Source organism: Microbacterium proteolyticum (genome assembly GCF_029639405.1).
Lineage (GTDB): Bacteria > Actinomycetota > Actinomycetes > Actinomycetales > Microbacteriaceae > Microbacterium.
In genome coordinates this window covers 2869768-2886145 of record NZ_CP121274.1, presented here as the reverse complement: position 1 = coordinate 2886145, position 16378 = coordinate 2869768, and the positions used below count along the sequence as shown (strand labels likewise).

The 16378-nt window shown below is 69.9% G+C and carries 16 protein-coding genes; 13 read left to right on the top strand and 3 right to left on the bottom strand.

All coding sequences use genetic code 11. From position 1 onward, the window contains the following. Nucleotides 1-2 precede the first annotated feature (2 nt). The 3 genes from thrS to P8R59_RS14435 are packed head-to-tail and all read left to right on the top strand — an operon-like array spanning nt 3 to nt 3306. Nucleotides 3-2084, top strand: a complete 2082-nt coding sequence (gene thrS, locus P8R59_RS14445; protein ID WP_431606858.1) for a threonine--tRNA ligase — start codon at nt 3-5, stop codon at nt 2082-2084. Next, nucleotides 2081-2647 (top strand): HIT family protein, encoded by a 567-nt coding sequence (locus P8R59_RS14440; protein WP_278101629.1) that lies wholly within the window; start codon nt 2081-2083, stop codon nt 2645-2647. Before thrS ends, P8R59_RS14440 begins: the two co-directional genes overlap by 4 nt. A 47-nt stretch (nt 2648-2694) precedes the next feature. Next, nucleotides 2695-3306, top strand: coding sequence for a hypothetical protein (locus P8R59_RS14435; RefSeq protein ID WP_278101628.1), 612 nt, complete (start codon nt 2695-2697; stop codon nt 3304-3306). A 28-nt stretch (nt 3307-3334) separates the two neighbouring features. Here the strand turns inward: P8R59_RS14435 and pdxY are convergent, their stop codons facing one another. Both pdxY and P8R59_RS14425 read right to left on the bottom strand, forming a co-directional pair. Further along, a complete protein-coding gene (gene pdxY, locus P8R59_RS14430; protein ID WP_278101627.1) occupies nt 3335-4186 on the bottom strand; it encodes a pyridoxal kinase PdxY in 852 nt (283 codons plus the stop codon). After that, a complete protein-coding gene (locus tag P8R59_RS14425) occupies nt 4183-5523 on the bottom strand; it encodes an aminotransferase class I/II-fold pyridoxal phosphate-dependent enzyme (RefSeq protein WP_278101626.1) in 1341 nt (446 codons plus the stop codon). Before P8R59_RS14425 ends, pdxY begins: the two co-directional genes overlap by 4 nt. A 95-nt stretch (nt 5524-5618) precedes the next feature. Between P8R59_RS14425 and pdxS the strand changes: the two genes are divergently transcribed. The 10 genes from pdxS (at nt 5619) to P8R59_RS14375 (ending at nt 15799) form a co-directional block, all read left to right on the top strand. Next, a complete protein-coding gene (gene pdxS / locus P8R59_RS14420) occupies nt 5619-6503 on the top strand; it encodes a pyridoxal 5'-phosphate synthase lyase subunit PdxS (protein ID WP_278101625.1) in 885 nt (294 codons plus the stop codon). After that, nucleotides 6493-7113, top strand: coding sequence for a pyridoxal 5'-phosphate synthase glutaminase subunit PdxT (pdxT, locus tag P8R59_RS14415; protein WP_278101624.1), 621 nt, complete (start codon nt 6493-6495; stop codon nt 7111-7113). Before pdxS ends, pdxT begins: the two co-directional genes overlap by 11 nt. A 10-nt stretch (nt 7114-7123) precedes the next feature. After that, the gene (locus P8R59_RS14410) at nt 7124-7882 is read left to right on the top strand and encodes a YebC/PmpR family DNA-binding transcriptional regulator (protein WP_077051431.1); all 759 of its coding nucleotides are present in this window, start codon (nt 7124-7126) and stop codon (nt 7880-7882) included. A gap of 48 nt (nt 7883-7930) precedes the next feature. Further along, entirely contained in the window at nt 7931-8536 is a 606-nt protein-coding gene (gene ruvC / locus P8R59_RS14405) for a crossover junction endodeoxyribonuclease RuvC (RefSeq protein ID WP_278101623.1), read from the top strand. 9 nt (nt 8537-8545) lie between these two features. Then, a complete protein-coding gene (ruvA, locus tag P8R59_RS14400; protein ID WP_278101622.1) occupies nt 8546-9166 on the top strand; it encodes a Holliday junction branch migration protein RuvA in 621 nt (206 codons plus the stop codon). Continuing rightward, entirely contained in the window at nt 9159-10208 is a 1050-nt protein-coding gene (gene ruvB / locus P8R59_RS14395; protein ID WP_077051429.1) for a Holliday junction branch migration DNA helicase RuvB, read from the top strand. Before ruvA ends, ruvB begins: the two co-directional genes overlap by 8 nt. Nucleotides 10209-10287: 79 nt before the next feature. Then, on the top strand, nt 10288-10737 hold the full coding sequence (locus P8R59_RS14390; RefSeq protein WP_278101621.1) for a preprotein translocase subunit YajC: 450 nt from the start codon (nt 10288-10290) through the stop codon (nt 10735-10737). Between the two features lie 46 nt (nt 10738-10783). Beyond that, nucleotides 10784-12493, top strand: a complete 1710-nt coding sequence (secD, locus tag P8R59_RS14385; protein ID WP_077051427.1) for a protein translocase subunit SecD — start codon at nt 10784-10786, stop codon at nt 12491-12493. After that, nucleotides 12493-13479 carry a protein translocase subunit SecF gene (gene secF, locus P8R59_RS14380; RefSeq protein WP_278101620.1) on the top strand — a complete coding sequence of 329 codons (987 nt, stop codon included), beginning with the start codon at nt 12493-12495 and terminating at the stop codon, nt 13477-13479. The genes secD and secF overlap by 1 nt, the downstream gene beginning before the upstream one ends. A 67-nt stretch (nt 13480-13546) precedes the next feature. Beyond that, complete coding sequence (locus P8R59_RS14375; protein WP_278101619.1) at nt 13547-15799, top strand: RelA/SpoT family protein; 2253 nt, start codon at nt 13547-13549, stop codon at nt 15797-15799. A 13-nt stretch (nt 15800-15812) separates the two neighbouring features. Here the strand turns inward: P8R59_RS14375 and P8R59_RS14370 are convergent, their stop codons facing one another. Continuing rightward, on the bottom strand, nt 15813-16352 hold the full coding sequence (locus tag P8R59_RS14370) for a type IV toxin-antitoxin system AbiEi family antitoxin (protein ID WP_278101618.1): 540 nt from the start codon (nt 16350-16352) through the stop codon (nt 15813-15815). Nucleotides 16353-16378 lie beyond the last annotated feature (26 nt).

The following is a 16378-nucleotide window of genomic DNA, read 5'->3' as shown; positions in this document are numbered from 1 at the left end:
CTATGCGGCACTCCGCGTGCCGTCGAGGCCACGCCCGGCGGGTAGCCTGGATTCGACCCATCCAGGAGACCGCCTTGACTGATGCCGCCCTGCCGTCGGAGCAGACCTACCCCGCCGACGGCTTCGCCCTCTTCCCCGACCGTTCGGTCGTCGCCCTGCGCGTGAACGGTGAGCTGAAAGACCTCGCGACGACCGTCCACGCGCACGACCGGATCGAGCCGGTGACGATCGACAGCCCCGAGGGACTGTCGATCCTGCGGCACTCGACGGCGCACGTCCTCGCCCAGGCGGTGCAGCGCGTGAAGCCCCAGGCGAACCTCGGCATCGGACCGCCCGTCACCGACGGCTTCTACTACGACTTCCAGGTCGACGACCCCTTCACTCCGGAAGACCTCAAGGTCATCAAGAAGGAGATGGAGCGGATCGTCCGCGAGAACCAGCGGTTCGTGCGCCGCGTCGTCACCGACGACGAGGCCCGGGCCGAACTCACCGACGAGCCGTTCAAGCTCGAGCTGATCGGCCTCAAGGGCGGATCCGCCGAGGCCGCCGAAGGTGCGAACGTCGAGGTCGGCGCCGGCGAACTGACGATCTACGACAACGTGAACCGCGACGGCGAGACCGTCTGGAAAGACCTGTGCCGCGGACCGCACGTCCCGGGCACGCGCCTCATCGGCAACGGCTGGGACCTCACCCGCATCGCCGGCGCCTACTGGCGCGGCAGCGAGAAGAACCCGCAGCTGCAGCGCATCTACGGCACCGCCTGGGCGACCAAGGACGACCTGCGCGCCTACCAGCACCGTCTGGAAGAGGCCGCCAAGCGCGACCACCGCAAGCTCGGCAAGGAGCTCGACCTCTTCTCGTTCCCCGACGAGATCGGCCCGGGCCTGAGCGTGTTCCACCCCAAGGGCGGAATCATCCGGTACGAGATCGAGCGCTACATGCGCGAGCGTCTGCTCGCCAGCGGCTACCAGGTGGTGAACACGCCCCACATCACCAAGGGCGACCTGTTCATCACCAGCGGTCACCTGCAGTGGTACGCCGACGGCATGTACCCCCCGATGACGCTCGACGAGGTCGTGGACGCCGACGGGCACGTGTCGCGCGAGGGCCAGGAGTACTACCTGAAGCCCATGAACTGCCCGTTCCATAACCTGATCTTCCGCTCGCGCGGTCGCAGCTACCGCGAGCTGCCCCTGCGGCTGAGCGAGTTCGGGTCGGTCTACCGCTACGAGAAGAGCGGCACGCTCGCGGGCCTGACCCGCGTACGCGGCATGACCCAGGACGACACGCACATCTACGTCACCGCGGACCAGGTGAAGGGCGAGCTGACCCACAGCCTCGACTTCGTGCTGCAGACGCTGCGCGACTACGGCCTGCACGACTTCTACCTCGAGCTGTCGACGAAGGAGGAGGGCAACCCCAAGTTCATCGGCGACGACACGCTGTGGACCGAGGCGACCGAGACCCTCCGAGAGGTCGCCGAGGCCTCGGGCCTCGAGCTCGTCCCCGACCCGGGCGGAGCCGCGTTCTACGGCCCGAAGATCTCGGTCCAGGCCCGCGACGCGATCGGCCGCACCTGGCAGATGTCGACGATCCAGCTCGACTTCAACCAGCCCGAGCGCTTCGAGTTGGAATACACCGGGCCGGACGGCGAGAAGCACCGCCCCGTGATGATCCACCGCGCGCTCTTCGGCTCGGTGGAGCGCTTCTTCGCCATCCTGCTCGAGCACTACGCCGGCGCGTTCCCGGTGTGGCTCTCGCCCGTGCAGGTCGTGGCGGTGCCGGTGGCCGCGGAGTACGGCGAGTACCTCGACGGCATCGTCGCCGAGCTCCGCGCGAAGGGCGTCCGCGCCGAGGTCGATCACAGCGACGACCGCATGCAGAAGAAGATCCGCACGCACACCACGCAGAAGGTGCCGCTCCAGCTCATCGCCGGCGAGGCCGACCGCGCCGGCGGCACCGTGTCGTTCCGCTTCCGCGACGGCACGCAGCTCAACGGCATCCCGGCCGACGAAGCCATCGCGCGCATCACCGGTGCGATCGCGACCCGCGCACTCATCGACACCGCCGAGGACCTGGCGTGACGAACGAACCGGATGCCTCCGACGGCGGCGATGCGCAGATCATCGCCGCCGCGGAGCTCCCGGGGGTGCCCGACGAGTTCCAGCGTCTGTGGACACCGCACCGCATGGCCTACATCCAGGCCGGCCGCGAGCCCATGGAGCAGAACTGCCCGTTCTGCGCCGCGCCGGGGAAGTCCGACGAGGACGGCCTGATCGTCGCGCGCGGGAAGAGCGCCTATGTGCTGCTCAACCTGTTCCCGTACAACTCCGGACACCTGCTCGTGTGCCCGTACCGCCACATCGCCACCTACGACCAGGCGACCGACGAAGAGGTCGCCGAGATCGGCGCGCTGACGCAGCGCGGCATGCGCGTGCTCCGCGCCGTGTCGCGCTGCGACGGATTCAACCTCGGCATGAACCAGGGGGCGATCGCCGGGGCCGGCGTCGACGCGCACCTGCACCAGCACATCGTTCCCCGGTGGGCGTCGGATGCCAACTTCTTCCCGATCATCGCCAAGACCAAAGCCCTGCCCCAGTTGCTCGGCGACGTGCGCCGCGCCGTCGCCGACGCGTGGAACGCCTGACCCGCCGATCGACGGGGGAGTGCGCGCCCGGCCGCTACGGTAGGGGAATGAAGGCTCCCGTGCGTCCCCTCGTCCTGACCCTCATCGTCGCTGCGGCGCTCGGGACCACGACGGGATGCTTCCGGCTTCCGAGTCCCCTGGGACCGGACGGGATGCAGGCGCCCGTGACCGCGCCCGAAGATCCCTTCGTCGCGACTCCTTCCCCGACGGACGACTCCAGCCCCGACGCGGGCGCGGCGGCGGAGGATCCGATCGCCGAGCGCGATCGCTTTCTTCAGGAGCAGCAGCTGCCCCTCGACGGCACGCCGCTGGTGGCGGTCACCCCGGCGCAGAAGCAGTTCATCGAAGACCAGAAGTCCTACGTCGAGGAGCAGGGGTTCGAGTGGACCGCCGATGACGAGAGCCTCTCGCTCGCGCTCGTCTCCGACGCGTGCGAGACCGCGATCCTGAACTCCCACGTGGTGAATGCGGATACGCTCCGCACGCACGTGGCGACGTCGCCGCTCTTCGCCCAGCTCGTCGACCAGAGCCTGGAGGGGGACGAGCGCACGGCGGCGGAGGCGCCCATCGCCAACCTCATGGTCTACGGCACGACGTACATGTGCCCGCGCGACACCGCCGGCTGGCTCGACGCGTACACCGAGGTCTACGCCGGCTGACGCCGAGACCCGACGGGCGGGGGATGCCTCAGCGCACCTGCCGCACGGGGAACTGCAGGCGCGGGTGCGCGTACGCCTCCTGCGACTCGACGAGCAGCAGCTCGCGCGAGCCGGCCTCGTACGTGTTCGACAACAGGTCGAAAACGCTGGATGCCGTGCGGGCGAGCGCGTCGGCGGCGTCGCCGCTCCGGCGGTAGTGGGCCGTGAAGAGCGCCGCCGTCACGTCGCCCGAGCCGTTCGCCTTCATCGGGATGAGCGGCGTCTGCACGATCCAGGCGCCCGCGTCGTCGACGACCATCATCTCGATCGTGTCGGGCACGCGGTCGGGTCGCTCGACGCTCGTGACGAGGACGGTGCGGGGTCCGCGGGCGCGCGCGAGGTCGGCGGATTCGAGGGTGGACTCGATGCTCCCCGGCTCGGTGCCGGTGAGGAAGCCGAGCTCGAACTGGTTGGGCGTGATGATGTCCGCCACGGGGATCACCCGCTCGCGCAGGAGCTCGGGGATGGCCGGTGCGACGAAGCAGCCCGACTTGGCGTTGCCCATGACCGGGTCGCACGCGTAGACGGCATCCGGATTCGCCTTCTTCACCCGGGCGACGGCGTCGATGATGACGTCGGCGATGCCCTCGCCGCCCTGGTAGCCCGACAGGACCACGTCGATCTCGCCGAGGACCCCGCGCTCCTCGATGCCGGTGATGACGTCGGCGACGTCGGCGGGGGAGATGAGGGGCCCTCGCCACGCGCCGTAGCCGGTGTGGTTGGAGAAGGTGACCGTGTAGACGGGCAGCACCTCCACGCCGATGCGCTGGAGCGGGAAGACGGCGGCCGAGTTTCCGACGTGGCCATAGGCGACGGCCGACTGGATCGAGAGGACCTTCATCCTTCGATCCTCCCACCTCGCGGCGTCGGCCGGAGCGCGGCGACGGCCGTGGCGAGGTCGTCGGCGAGAGCCGTCGCCTCGTGGTCGTCGAGTTGGTGGACGGTGAGGCGGAGGTAGTCGCCGGCGGTGTCGGGGGAGAGGAAGAAGTGGTCGCCGTCGCGGACCAGCCAGCCGCGACGCATGAGGTCTTCGCGAACACGGGCGGCGGGGACCGGGAGCGGCATCCAGAGGTTCAGGCCGTCGCCGACGGAGACCGGCAGTCCGCGGGCCTCGAGGGCGGCCGCGAACGCGTCGTTGCGAGCGGCGTAGTGCGCCGCGGCCCGGTCGATCCCCTGGCGCACCTCAGGATCGGTGACGAGCGCGAGAGTGAGACGCTGGAGGATGTGGCTCACCCAGGTCGTCCCCGGGGTGAGGCGCAGCGCGAGTCGGTCAGCGGTCTCGTCGTCGGATGCCACGACCGCGAGGCACATGTCCGGTCCGAGGAACTTCGACACCGAGCGGATGCGGGCCCACCGCTGCTGGGCGTCCCCGATGACCGAGCGGAGGGGAGCGCGCGAGAGCAGCGAGAAGTGGTCGTCCTCGATGACCAGCACGTAGGGGTGGTCCGCGAGCACCGCCCGAAGCTGCGCAGCGCGTTCCTCGGTGAGGCTCGCGCCGGTGGGGTTGTGCGCGCGCGGCGTGCAGATCACCGCCCGGACGCCGTCGGCCAGCGCGGCCCGCAACCCCTCGACGGTCATGCCCTCGGCATCCACCGCCACCGGCACCGCGCGGTAGCCGCCCTGACGCACCGTGTGCAGCGCCGAGAGGAAGCAGGGGTCTTCGAGGGCGACGGCGTCGTCGCGCTGCAGCGCCTGGGCCAGCAGTCGCTCGATCGCGTCGCTCGCGCCGCTGGTCACGGTGATGCGGGGAGCACCGTCGGGCAGCCCCTCGGCCATCCATTCGCGTGCCCACGCCTCCAGCCCCGGGTCGACGACGGGTTCGCCGTACAGCACGGGACGACCCGACCGCGCGAGGGCCGCGGCGGGGTCGGGGATGAGCGTCGGGTCGGGGTTGCCGGTGCCGACGTCGCGCAGCACGGTCCCGGCCGCATACCCCTCCTGCGCCACGGGAGCGAGACCTGCGACCCGGGTACCGCCCCGCCCGCGCGCGACGACGAGTCCGGCCTGGGCGAGCAGGCGGTAGGCGGCGACGACGGTGTTGCGGTTCACGCCGAGATCGGCGGCGAGGGCGCGCACGGGGGCGAGTGCATCGCCCGGCCGCAGCTGTCCGCGCTCGATGCGCTCCCGCAGGTCCGCGGCGATCTCGGATGCCGAGCGCCCGGTGATGTCGACGGTCATGCGCCCCCTCTCGCTCCCTCCAGCCTATGTCCTGCGTCATGCTACGGTTTGGCCTAAGCCAAACAAAGCGCCCCGAAGCGCGAAGGGAATCGACAATGACCGACACCGGAACCTCCCGCGTCAAGCGCGGACTCGCCGAGATGCTCAAGGGCGGCGTCATCATGGACGTCGTCACCGCGGAGCAGGCCCGCATCGCCGAAGATGCCGGCGCCGTCGCCGTCATGGCCCTCGAGCGCGTTCCCGCGGACATCCGCGCGCAGGGCGGCGTGGCCCGCATGAGCGACCCCGACCTCATCGACGACATCATCGCGACGGTCTCGATCCCCGTGATGGCCAAGGCGCGCATCGGGCACTTCGTCGAGGCGCAGATCCTGCAGGAGCTCGGTGTCGACTACATCGACGAGTCCGAAGTGCTCTCGCCCGCCGACTACGTCAACCACATCGACAAGTGGAACTTCACCGTTCCGTTCGTGTGCGGCGCGACCAACCTGGGCGAGGCCCTCCGCCGCATCACCGAGGGCGCGGCGATGATCCGCTCGAAGGGCGAGGCCGGGACCGGCGACGTCTCCGAGGCGACCAAGCACATCCGGACCATCACGGGCGAGATCAACGCGCTGCGCGCGAAGACCAAGGACGAGCTGTACGTCGCGGCCAAGGAGCTGCAGGCCCCGTACGAACTCGTCGCCGAGATCGCCGAGACCGGGAAGCTCCCGGTCGTCCTGTTCACCGCCGGCGGCGTGGCCACCCCGGCCGACGCGGCGATGATGATGCAGCTCGGCGCCGACGGCGTGTTCGTCGGGTCGGGCATCTTCAAGTCCGGAAACCCCGCGCAGCGTGCCGCCGCGATCGTCAAGGCCACCACCTTCCACGACGACCCGAAGATCGTGGCCGAGGCCTCGCGCGGTCTCGGCGAGGCGATGGTGGGCATCAACGTCGCCGACCTCCCCGCGCCGCACCGCCTGGCCGAGCGTGGCTGGTAACAGCCCCCGCGTCGGCGTCCTCGCCCTCCAGGGCGACGTCCGCGAGCACCTGCGCGTGCTCGCAAACCTGGGCGCCGACGCCCGGCCCGTCCGGCGGACGTCGGAGCTGGCCGAGGTGGAGGGGCTCGTGCTCCCGGGCGGGGAGTCGAGCGTCATCGACAAGCTCGCGCGGGCGTTCGACCTGTTCGATCCGATCCGCGCCGCGATCGCCGACGGCCTCCCGGTGCTCGGCACGTGCGCGGGGCTGATCCTCCTCGCCGACCGCATCGACGGCGCGATCGAGGGCCAGCGCACCTTCGGCGGGCTCGACGTCCGGGTGCAGCGCAACGCCTTCGGCTCGCAGACGCAGTCGTTCGAGACCGACCTGGCCGTCCCCGTCCTGGGCGAGCCGCCGGTGCACGCCGTGTTCATCCGCGCGCCCGTGGTGACCGAGACGGGCCCGGATGCCACCCCTCTGGCGACCCTGCCCGACGGTCGCGTCGTCGCCGTCGAGCAGGACAACCTCCTGGGGCTCGCGTTCCACCCCGAATCCACCGGCGAGACGCGCTTCCACGCGCGCTTCCTCGACCGTGTCCGCAACCGCGCCGGGGTGTCGGCGCCCGCGCTCTAGACTGGAAGCCATGTCCGGACACTCCAAATGGGCCACGACCAAGCACAAGAAGGCGGTCATCGACTCCCGCCGCGCCAAGTCGTGGGCCAAGCTGATCAAGAACATCGAGGTCGCCGCCAAGCTCGGTGGGGCGGACCTCCAGGGCAACCCGACGCTCTTCGACGCGGTGCTCAAGGCCAAGAAGACCTCGGTCCCCAAAGACAACATCGACCGTGCGATCAAGCGCGGGGCCGGCATCGGCGGCGAGGCCGTCGAGTACGCCTCGATCATGTACGAGGGCTACGGCCCCAACGGCGTCGCGTTCCTCATCGAGTGTCTGACCGACAACAAGAACCGCGCGGCGGCCGAGGTGCGCACCGCTCTCAGCCGTAACGGCGGCACCCTCGCCGACCCGGGCAGCGTCGCCTACAACTTCAGCCGCAAGGGCGTCATCGTCGTCCCGTCCGAGGGCACGACCGAGGACGACGTCATGCTCGCGGTCCTCGAGGCCGGCGCCGAAGAGGTCGAGCCGCACGGCGAGGGCTTCGGCGTCATCACCGAGGCGAGCGACCTCGTGTCGGTGCGCTCCGCGCTGCAGGAGGCCGGCATCGAGTACGACTCCGCCGACGTCGAGTTCGTCCCCTCCCTCAAGGTCGAGGTCGACGCCGACACCGCGCGCAAGGTCTTCCGTTTGATCGACGCCCTCGAAGACAGCGACGACGTGCAGAACGTCTACACGAACTTCGACATGACCCCCGAGGTGCAGGCCGAACTCGAGAACGACGAGTAAGGGCGCGCCCTGCCCCTCTCCACGACCCCTGCGCCTAGCGTGGGGGTCGTGTCTCGTTCTCTGCGCGTCCTCGGCATCGACCCGGGCCTGACGCGCTGCGGCATCGGCGTGGTCGACGTCTCACCGGACCGCACGGCATCCCTCGTGCATGTCGGCGTGGTCCGCTCCGCCGTCACCGATCCCATCGAGAAGCGCCTCGCCGCGATCGCCGCGGGGATCCGCGCGGTGCTGAACGCCCACGATCCCCACGTCGTCGCCGTCGAGCGCGTGTTCGCCCAGAACAACCGCCACTCGGTGATGGGCACCGCGCAGGCCAGCGGCATCGCCCTCCTGCTCGCCGCCGAACACGGAATCCCCGCGGCCACCCACACGCCGAGCGAGGTCAAGGCCGCCGTGACCGGCTACGGCTCGGCCGACAAGCTGCAGGTGCAGACGATGGTGGCGCGGGTGCTCCGCCTGGATGCCCTTCCCCAACCCGCCGACGCGGCCGACGCCCTCGCCATCGCCCTGTGCCACGGCTGGCGCGGGGGAGCGGCTGCGCCCGCGACCGGCGGCGCTCTGACCCCCGCCCAGAAGGCATGGCGGGATGCCGAGAAGCGACAGAGCGCCCCGACGACGCGTGTCGCTCGAACAAAGGTCCGAACCGGCGCGTAGGCTCGTCGCATGATCTCTTCGCTGCAGGGTGTCGCCGCGCACGTCGGCGACGACGCACTCGTCGTGGTCGTCGGGGGAGTGGGGCTCTCGGTGGCCGTGACCCCGCAGGTCGCGCGGACCACCCATGTCGGCGCGCAGGTCCACCTGCACACGCACCTCGTGGTCCGCGAAGACGCCCTGTCGCTCTTCGGTTTCGAGACGCGCGAAGAGCTGACGGTCTTCACGCAGCTCATCGGCGTCACCGGCGTCGGGCCGAAGTCCGCGATGGGGGTGCTCTCGTCGCTGACGGTGCCGCAGATCGCCCAGGCGGTCACCGACGACGACGACGCCCCCTTCAAGCGCGTGTCGGGAATCGGCCCGAAGACCGCGAAGCTCATCGTGGTTCAGCTCGCCGGGAAGCTCGCCGTCCCCGCGGCGCAGGCCCCGGCCGCGGTCGCCCCGCACGGCCAGGTACCCCTGCAGGTCACCCAGGCCCTCATCGGACTCGGGTGGAGCGAACGCGTCGCGGCCGAGGCCGTGGCATCCGTCGCCGAGAACGCCGCCGACGCCGACCGGGCCTCGGTCCAGGCGCTGCTCCGGCTCACGCTCGCGCTGCTGGGCCCCGCGCGCAGGGAGCCCGTCGGTGGCTGACGTCGTGCGCGACGCCGGCTCGCCCGACGACGAGACCGAGCTGGCGATCGAGGGCGCCCTGCGTCCCACCTCGCTCAGCGAGTTCGTCGGACAACAGAAGGTGCGCGGTCAGCTGCAGCTCCTCCTCGACGCGGCTCGCATCCAGCAGCGCTCGCCCGACCACATCCTGCTCTCGGGCCCTCCCGGCCTCGGCAAGACCACGCTCGCGATGATCGTGGCGCACGAGAGCGGCCGCCCGCTGCGCCTGTCCAGCGGACCGGCCATCCAGCACGCGGGCGACCTCGCCGCGTTGCTGTCGTCGCTGACACCGGGCGAGGTGCTCTTCATCGACGAGATCCATCGCATGGCGCGCTCCGCCGAAGAGATGCTGTACCTCGCGATGGAGGACTTCCGCATCGACATCATGGTCGGCAAGGGGGCCGGGGCGACGAGCATCCCCCTCGACCTCGCTCCCTTCACGCTGGTGGGGGCGACGACCCGCGCGGGACTCCTCCCCAACCCGCTGCGCGACCGGTTCGGCTTCACCGCCCACCTCGAGTACTACGAGCCGGAAGAGCTCGAGCGGGTCGTCTCGCGGTCGGCATCCATGCTCGACGTCGGTCTCCCCGGCACCGCACGCACCGAGATCGCCCGCCGCTCGCGCGGCACGCCCCGCATCGCCAACCGTCTGCTGCGGCGCGTGCGCGACTACCTCGTCGTGCACGGGCCCTCGACCGGGACGGATGCCGGCGACGCCGACGTCCGCACGGTCGACGCCGCGCTCGACCTCTACGACGTGGATGCCATCGGCTTGGACCGCCTGGACCGGGCGGTGCTCGACGCCCTCGTGCGACGGTTCCGCGGGGGGCCGGTCGGCCTCAGCACCCTGGCGGTCGCCGTCGGCGAGGAACCGGAGACCATCGAGTCGGTCGTCGAGCCGTATCTCGTGCGGATCGGCTTCATGGGGCGAACCCCGCGCGGCCGGGTCGCGACGCCCGAAGCGTACGACCACCTCGGCGCTCCCCACCCCGACGGACTGCTCCGATTCAGTCAAGGGGGATGACCTATACTCGGCGGGGGATTCCCCGACCCCCACAGGTAGTGCCGCACGGTGCGCCTGAATCGAAAGGTGCACCGCCTCCATGGATTTCGCGAGCTTCTTCGCCAACTACGGCCTGATCATTCTGCTGATCGGTCTGCTGGTCTTCATGTTCTACAGCTCGCGTCGCCGCATGCAGAAGCAGAAGCTCGAGCAGGAGGAGAAGGCGCGCCAGACCGTTCCCGGCTCCGAGGTGCTGCTGCAGGGTGGCCTGTACGGCACGATCGTCGAGTACGACGGTGAAGACCTCGACAAGCCCGCCCAGGTCGAGATCGCTCCCGGCGTGGTCATCAAGGTGCACAGCCAGGCCGTTCTCCGCATCGTGAGCCCCGCCGAGGGCTTCGTGACCGAGGACGAGTTCATCGAGGCCGAGGAGTCCGAGGCCGAGTACGTCGCCGGCGTCGCCGATGGCGACATCACCTCGATCAGCGACGACCACCGTGCCCGACAGGCTGAGGCCGAGCGCGACGACAAGGACCGCCCGCAGGCCTGACGTCCCTCCGCCCTTCCCGTTCACCGCCGCACAGAAAGCCGACTCCGTGGCGCCCTCAACTCCCGTCCGTCACGCCTGGCGCGTACTGCTCGGACTGCTCGCCATCACGGGCGTGCTGTTCGGCATCAACTCGCTCGGTGTGTACGTCTTCCAGGCCAGCTCCTGGGCCCCGTCCCTCGCTCTCGATCTGCAGGGCGGCACCCAGATCATCCTGCAGGCCCAGACCACCGACGGCGCCGACCCCAACAAGGACCAGCTCGACCAGGCGGTGTCGATCATCCGTCAGCGCGTCGACGCCTCCGGTGTCGGCGAGGCGGATGTGGCGACCGAGGGCGGGAAGAACATCGTCGTGCAGATCCCCGGCGAGGCCGACGAGGCCACGCGCCAGCGGATCCAGAGTTCCGCGCAGCTGCAGCTGCGCGCGGTGCTGTTCACCGGTTCGCCCGCGACGTCGTTCGTCGGCGAGGACGGCCAGAACACGCCGTACCCGACCCCCGACCCGTCGCTGCAGGCGACCCCCACCGCGTCGCCGACCAGCGGCAGCGACACGTCGTGGATCACCCCGGCCCTGCAGGCCCAGTTCCTCGCGTACGACTGCGCCAACCCGACGAACAACCCGGCCCAGGCTCCCGTCGACCAGCCGCTCATCACGTGCAGCGAAGACGGGTCGATCAAGTACATCCTCGGACCGGTCGAGCTCGATGGCACCGACATCAGCAACGCGACCAACGGCCAGGAGCAGAACACCGGGCAGTGGGCCGTGAACCTCGTCTTCAACGACCAGGGCACCGAGACCTTCGGCAAGATCAGCCAGCGCCTCTACGGCGCCCAGGCCCCTCTGAACCAGTTCGCCTTCGTGCTCGACGGCACGGTCCTCTCCGCGCCGTCGATGAACGGGATCATCGTGGACGGCCGCCCGAGCATCACGGGCAGCTTCACGCAGGAGTCGTCCAAGGCCCTCGCCGACCAGCTGAAGTACGGCGCGCTGCCGCTGAGCTTCACCGTCGTCAGCTCGGACACCGTCTCGGCAACCCTCGGCTCGCAGCAGCTGCAGGTCGGCCTCATCGCGGGCCTCATCGGACTCGGGCTGGTCGCCGTCTACTCGCTGATCGTCTACCGCGCGCTCGGAACGGTGATCATCGCGTCCCTCGGCGTCATGGCGGTACTGACCTACGTCCTGCTCTGCATCCTGGCCTGGCGGATGGGCTTCCGCCTGTCGTTGGCGGGCGTCGCGGGTCTGATCGTCACGATCGGCTTCACCGCCGACTCGTTCATCGTCTACTTCGAACGCATCCGCGACGAACTCCGCGACGGCAAGTCCATCACCGCCGCCGTCGAGGACGGCTGGGCGCGCGCGAAGCGCACGATCTACATCTCGAAGTCGATCAACATCCTCGCGGCCGTCGTCCTCTACATCCTCGCGGATGCCACCGTGAAGGGCTTCGCGTTCACGCTCGGGCTCACGACCGCGATCGACATCCTCATCTTCATCCTCTTCACGCACCCGGTGATGCAGCTGCTGGCGCGAACGCGCTTCTTCGGCTCGGGCCACCCGCTGTCGGGAATGGACCCCGAGGCGCTCGGCGCCGTCTACCGCGGTCGCGCGCAGTTCCGTGCCCCCGCCGCCGCCGTCTCCGGCCGCGCCAACCGCTCACGCGGCGAAGCCCAGCGCCGGCAGACGATCGCGGAGCGCAAGCGCGCGGAGCTCGCCGCAGCCCAGGGCAGTACCCGCCCCACGAAGGAGGGAGACGACTGATGCGCTCCATGACGCAGCTCGGAAACGACCTCTACTCGGGCAAGACGTCCTTCCCGTTCGTCCAGCGCCGCCGCCTGTGGTTCATCATCGCCGCGGTGCTCGTGATCGGCGCGGCCCTGGTCCCGCTGTTCCGCCCGGTGCAGTTCTCGATCGAGTTCACCGGCGGATCGCAGTTCACCGTCTCCAACCCGGCATCCTTCGATCAGGCGATCGCGACCGAGGCCGTGACCTCCGTGGTGCCCGGCACCGCGACCCGCGTGACCACGATCAGCGGCCAGGCGGTCCGCGTCCAGACGGACCAGCTCGACGACGCCCAGACGCAGGCCGTCTCCTCGGCCCTCGCCGAAGGGTACGGGGTCCCGACGAGCGAGGTGACGAACTCGTTCATCGGCCCGACCTGGGGCGCGGACGTCACCCGCCAGTCGCTGTGGGGTCTGGCGATCTTCCTCGCGCTGACGTTCGTGATCCTCGCCCTGTACTTCCGCACCTGGAAGATGTCGGTGGCCGCGATCATCGGTCTGGTCGACGTGCTCGTGATCACGATCGGCGTCTACGCCGTGTTCGGCTTCGAGATCTCACCGGCCGCCGTGATCGGATTCCTGACGATCCTCTCGTATTCGCTGTACGACACGACGGTCGTCTTCGACAAGGTGCGGGAGAACACCCGGCAGGACGGGGAGATCTCGGGACGCACCTACGCGGAGTCGGTCAACCTCGCGGCGAACCAGACGCTGATCCGCTCGATCAACACCACGGTCGTGGCGATCCTGCCCGTCGGTGCGATCCTCTTCATCGGTGTGCCGCTCGGCGCCCGCACGCTGAGCGACATCTCGCTGTCGATCTTCGTCGGCACGATCGTCGCCGCGTACTCGACGCTGTTCGTCGCGGTGCCGCTCTACGCGCTCCTGCGCCAGGGCGAGAAGTCGATCCAGCAGCGCGACGCCCGCGTCGTGGCCGCGCGCGCGAAGGCCGGTATCCCCGCCTGACGGCGGGCACCGGCCCCGCGCGGCGTAGGATGGGAAGACTGACCGCAGCACCCGGGGGAGGGGATCGATGACCGAGACCACGTCCCCCGCGCCGCCGCCGTCATCGCTGCGACGACTGGTCCCGCGCATCTTCTCGCGCGCCGCCCGCCGCGACGACGTCGACAAGCTCCTGCGCACCGTCCGCACGCACCATCCCAAGGGCGATCTCGGCATCATCGAGCGCGCCTACGCCGTCGCCGACAAGGCGCACGAGGGGCAGAAGCGTCAGAGCGGCGAGCCGTACATCACCCACCCGCTCGCCGTCGCGCAGATCCTCGCCGAGCTGGGCCTCGGCCCCAAGGCGATCGCCGCGGCGCTGCTGCACGACACGGTGGAAGACACCGGGTACCCGCTGGACGAACTGGCCGCCGACTTCGGCGACGAGGTCGCGATGCTGGTCGACGGCGTCACCAAGCTCGACAAGGTCAAGTACGGCGAGAGCGCGCAGGCCGAGACCGTCCGCAAGATGATCGTCGCGATGTCGCGCGACATCCGCGTCCTGCTGATCAAGCTCGCCGACCGTCTGCACAACGCGCGCACGTGGGGTTTCGTCCCGCCCCACAAGGCCGCGAAGAAGGCCACCGAGACACTCGAGATCTACGCGCCGCTTGCCCACCGCCTCGGCATCCAGGCCATCAAGAGCGAACTCGAAGACCTCTCGTTCGCCGTCCTGCACCCCAAGCTCTACGCCGAGATCGAGAGCCTGGTGCGCCAGCGCACTCCGCAGCGCGAACAGTACGTGCAGACCGTGATCGAGGACATCGACTCCGACCTGCGCGAGCTCCGCGTCCGCGGTCGCGTCATGGGGCGCCCCAAGCAGCTGTACTCCGTGTACCAGAAGATGGTCGTGCGGGGCCGTGAGTTCGACGACATCTACGACCTGATCGGCATCCGGATCCTCGTCGGCACCGTGCGCGACTGCTACGCGGTGCTGGGTGCCATCCACGCGCGCTGGACGCCGCTGCCGGGCCGCTTCAAGGACTACATCGCGACCCCGAAGTTCAACCTGTACCAGTCGCTGCACACGACGGTGATCGGTCCCAGCGGCCGAACGGTCGAGATCCAGATCCGCACGCACGAGATGCACCAGCAGGCGGAGTTCGGCGTCGCCGCGCACTGGAAGTACAAAGAGCGGATGGCCGGCGGGAAGACGGATGCCAAGGCCTCCGACACCGACATGGCCTGGATCGCCCGCATCTCCGACTGGCAGGCCGAGACGGCCGACCCGGGCGAGTTCCTGGACTCGCTGCGCTTCGAGATCGGCGCGAAAGAGGTCTACGTTTTCACGCCCAAGGGGCGCGTCATCGGTCTTCCCACGGGGGCCACCCCCGTCGACTTCGCCTACGCCGTGCACACCGAGATCGGCCATCGCACAATGGGGGCCAAGGTCAACGGACGCCTCGTGCCGCTCGAGTCCGAGCTGCAGTCGGGCGACGTCGTCGAGGTCTTCACGTCGAAGAACCCCGACGCGGGCCCCAGCCAGGACTGGCTCGGCTTCGTCAAGAGCACCCGTGCGCGCAACAAGATCCGCGGCTGGTTCACGAAGGAACGCCGCGAAGAGGCGATCGAGCAGGGCAAGGACTCCATCGCGCGGGCGATGCGCCGGCAGAACCTTCCGCTGCAGCGCCTCATGAACCAGGACTCGTTCACCGAGGTCGCGCGCGGGTTCCACTACGAAGACGTCTCCGCGCTGTACGCGGCGGTCGGCGAGGGCCACGTCTCGACGCAGTCGGTCATCGAGAAGGTCACGGCGCTGGTCAGCGCCGACGACACCTCCACCGGGCCGATCGATCTGCCACAGGTCGGCCGCAGCCGCGCCCCGCGCGGCGGCGACTCGGGCGTGCTGGTGCGCGGCGCCCCCGACATCCTGGTGAAGCTCGCGAAGTGCTGCACGCCGGTGCCGGGCGACGAGATCGTCGGCTTCGTCACGCGGGGGAGCGGCGTTTCCGTGCACCGCTCCGATTGCACAAACGTGAAGTCGCTCCGGGAAGACCCCGAGAGGCTCATCGACGTCGAGTGGGCTCCCACCACCAAGAGCGTGTTCCTCGTGCAGATCCAGGTCGAAGCGCTCGACCGTTCGGGTCTGCTGAGCGACGTCACCCGGGTGCTGAGCGAGCACCACGTCAACATCCTGTCCGCCACCGTCTCGACGACGAACGACCGACTCGCTCTCAGCAAATTCGTGTTCGAGATGGGCGACACCGTGCATCTCGACCGCGTGCTGAACGCCGTGCGACGCATCGACGCCGTCTACGACGTCTATCGCGTCACCTCGTCCTGACCTTCCGCGCGGATCACTCGACTCCGAGAGTCCTCAGCACCTCGTCGGCCCGACGACCGTAGGGGAACCGCGGATGCCGGGCGAGCCACCGCTGCGCCTCCGCGACGAGGCGCGGCTCGGCCAGGCCCCACGCGCGCGCGGCCGTCACGTCGGCCTCGTCGCCGGATCGGGCGAGATCCACCAGCGTGCGCTCCGGACTCGCCACCAGGACCCCGGCGATCGTCACGACGTCGGCGGGCGCGATCCGGACGTCATGGGTGACGACCCCCGTGGTGCGCGGCGGCCGTGCCCGTTCGGCGGACGCGCGCTGGAGGTGGTGCCGTGCCGGTTCGAGGTCGGCGCCGCCGTGGATCCACGCGGCGCTGGATCGGACCGCGGCCCACTTCGCGCCGACCAGGGGTGCCAGACTCCGCGCCCGCATCCAGGAGGTCTCGACGGCGTCGGCGGGCATGAACCCCTCACCGATGGGCGTGAGCAGACCGTCCAGGCAGGCCGCGGTCAGCTCCGCCAGTGACAGCCGTTCGCCGGGGAAGTACAGAAAAGGAGAGACCATCCCGTCAGTGTGCCGGGATGGTCTCT

Bases quoted from the DNA above. Each gene is read 5' to 3' on its own strand.
- P8R59_RS14370 (WP_278101618.1), bottom strand. From the start codon at position 16,352: ATGGTCTCTCCTTTTCTGTACTTCCCCGGCGAACGGCTGTCACTGGCG.
- pdxS (WP_278101625.1), top strand. From the start codon at position 5,619: ATGACCGACACCGGAACCTCCCGCGTCAAGCGCGGACTCGCCGAGATG.
- P8R59_RS14410 (WP_077051431.1), top strand. From the start codon at position 7,124: ATGTCCGGACACTCCAAATGGGCCACGACCAAGCACAAGAAGGCGGTC.
- secF (WP_278101620.1), top strand. From the start codon at position 12,493: ATGCGCTCCATGACGCAGCTCGGAAACGACCTCTACTCGGGCAAGACG.
- P8R59_RS14425 (WP_278101626.1), bottom strand. From the start codon at position 5,523: ATGACCGTCGACATCACCGGGCGCTCGGCATCCGAGATCGCCGCGGAC.
- P8R59_RS14435 (WP_278101628.1), top strand. From the start codon at position 2,695: ATGAAGGCTCCCGTGCGTCCCCTCGTCCTGACCCTCATCGTCGCTGCG.
- P8R59_RS14390 (WP_278101621.1), top strand. From the start codon at position 10,288: ATGGATTTCGCGAGCTTCTTCGCCAACTACGGCCTGATCATTCTGCTG.
- thrS (WP_431606858.1), top strand. From the start codon at position 3: ATGCGGCACTCCGCGTGCCGTCGAGGCCACGCCCGGCGGGTAGCCTGG.
- pdxY (WP_278101627.1), bottom strand. From the start codon at position 4,186: ATGAAGGTCCTCTCGATCCAGTCGGCCGTCGCCTATGGCCACGTCGGA.
- P8R59_RS14375 (WP_278101619.1), top strand. From the start codon at position 13,547: ATGACCGAGACCACGTCCCCCGCGCCGCCGCCGTCATCGCTGCGACGA.
- ruvA (WP_278101622.1), top strand. From the start codon at position 8,546: ATGATCTCTTCGCTGCAGGGTGTCGCCGCGCACGTCGGCGACGACGCA.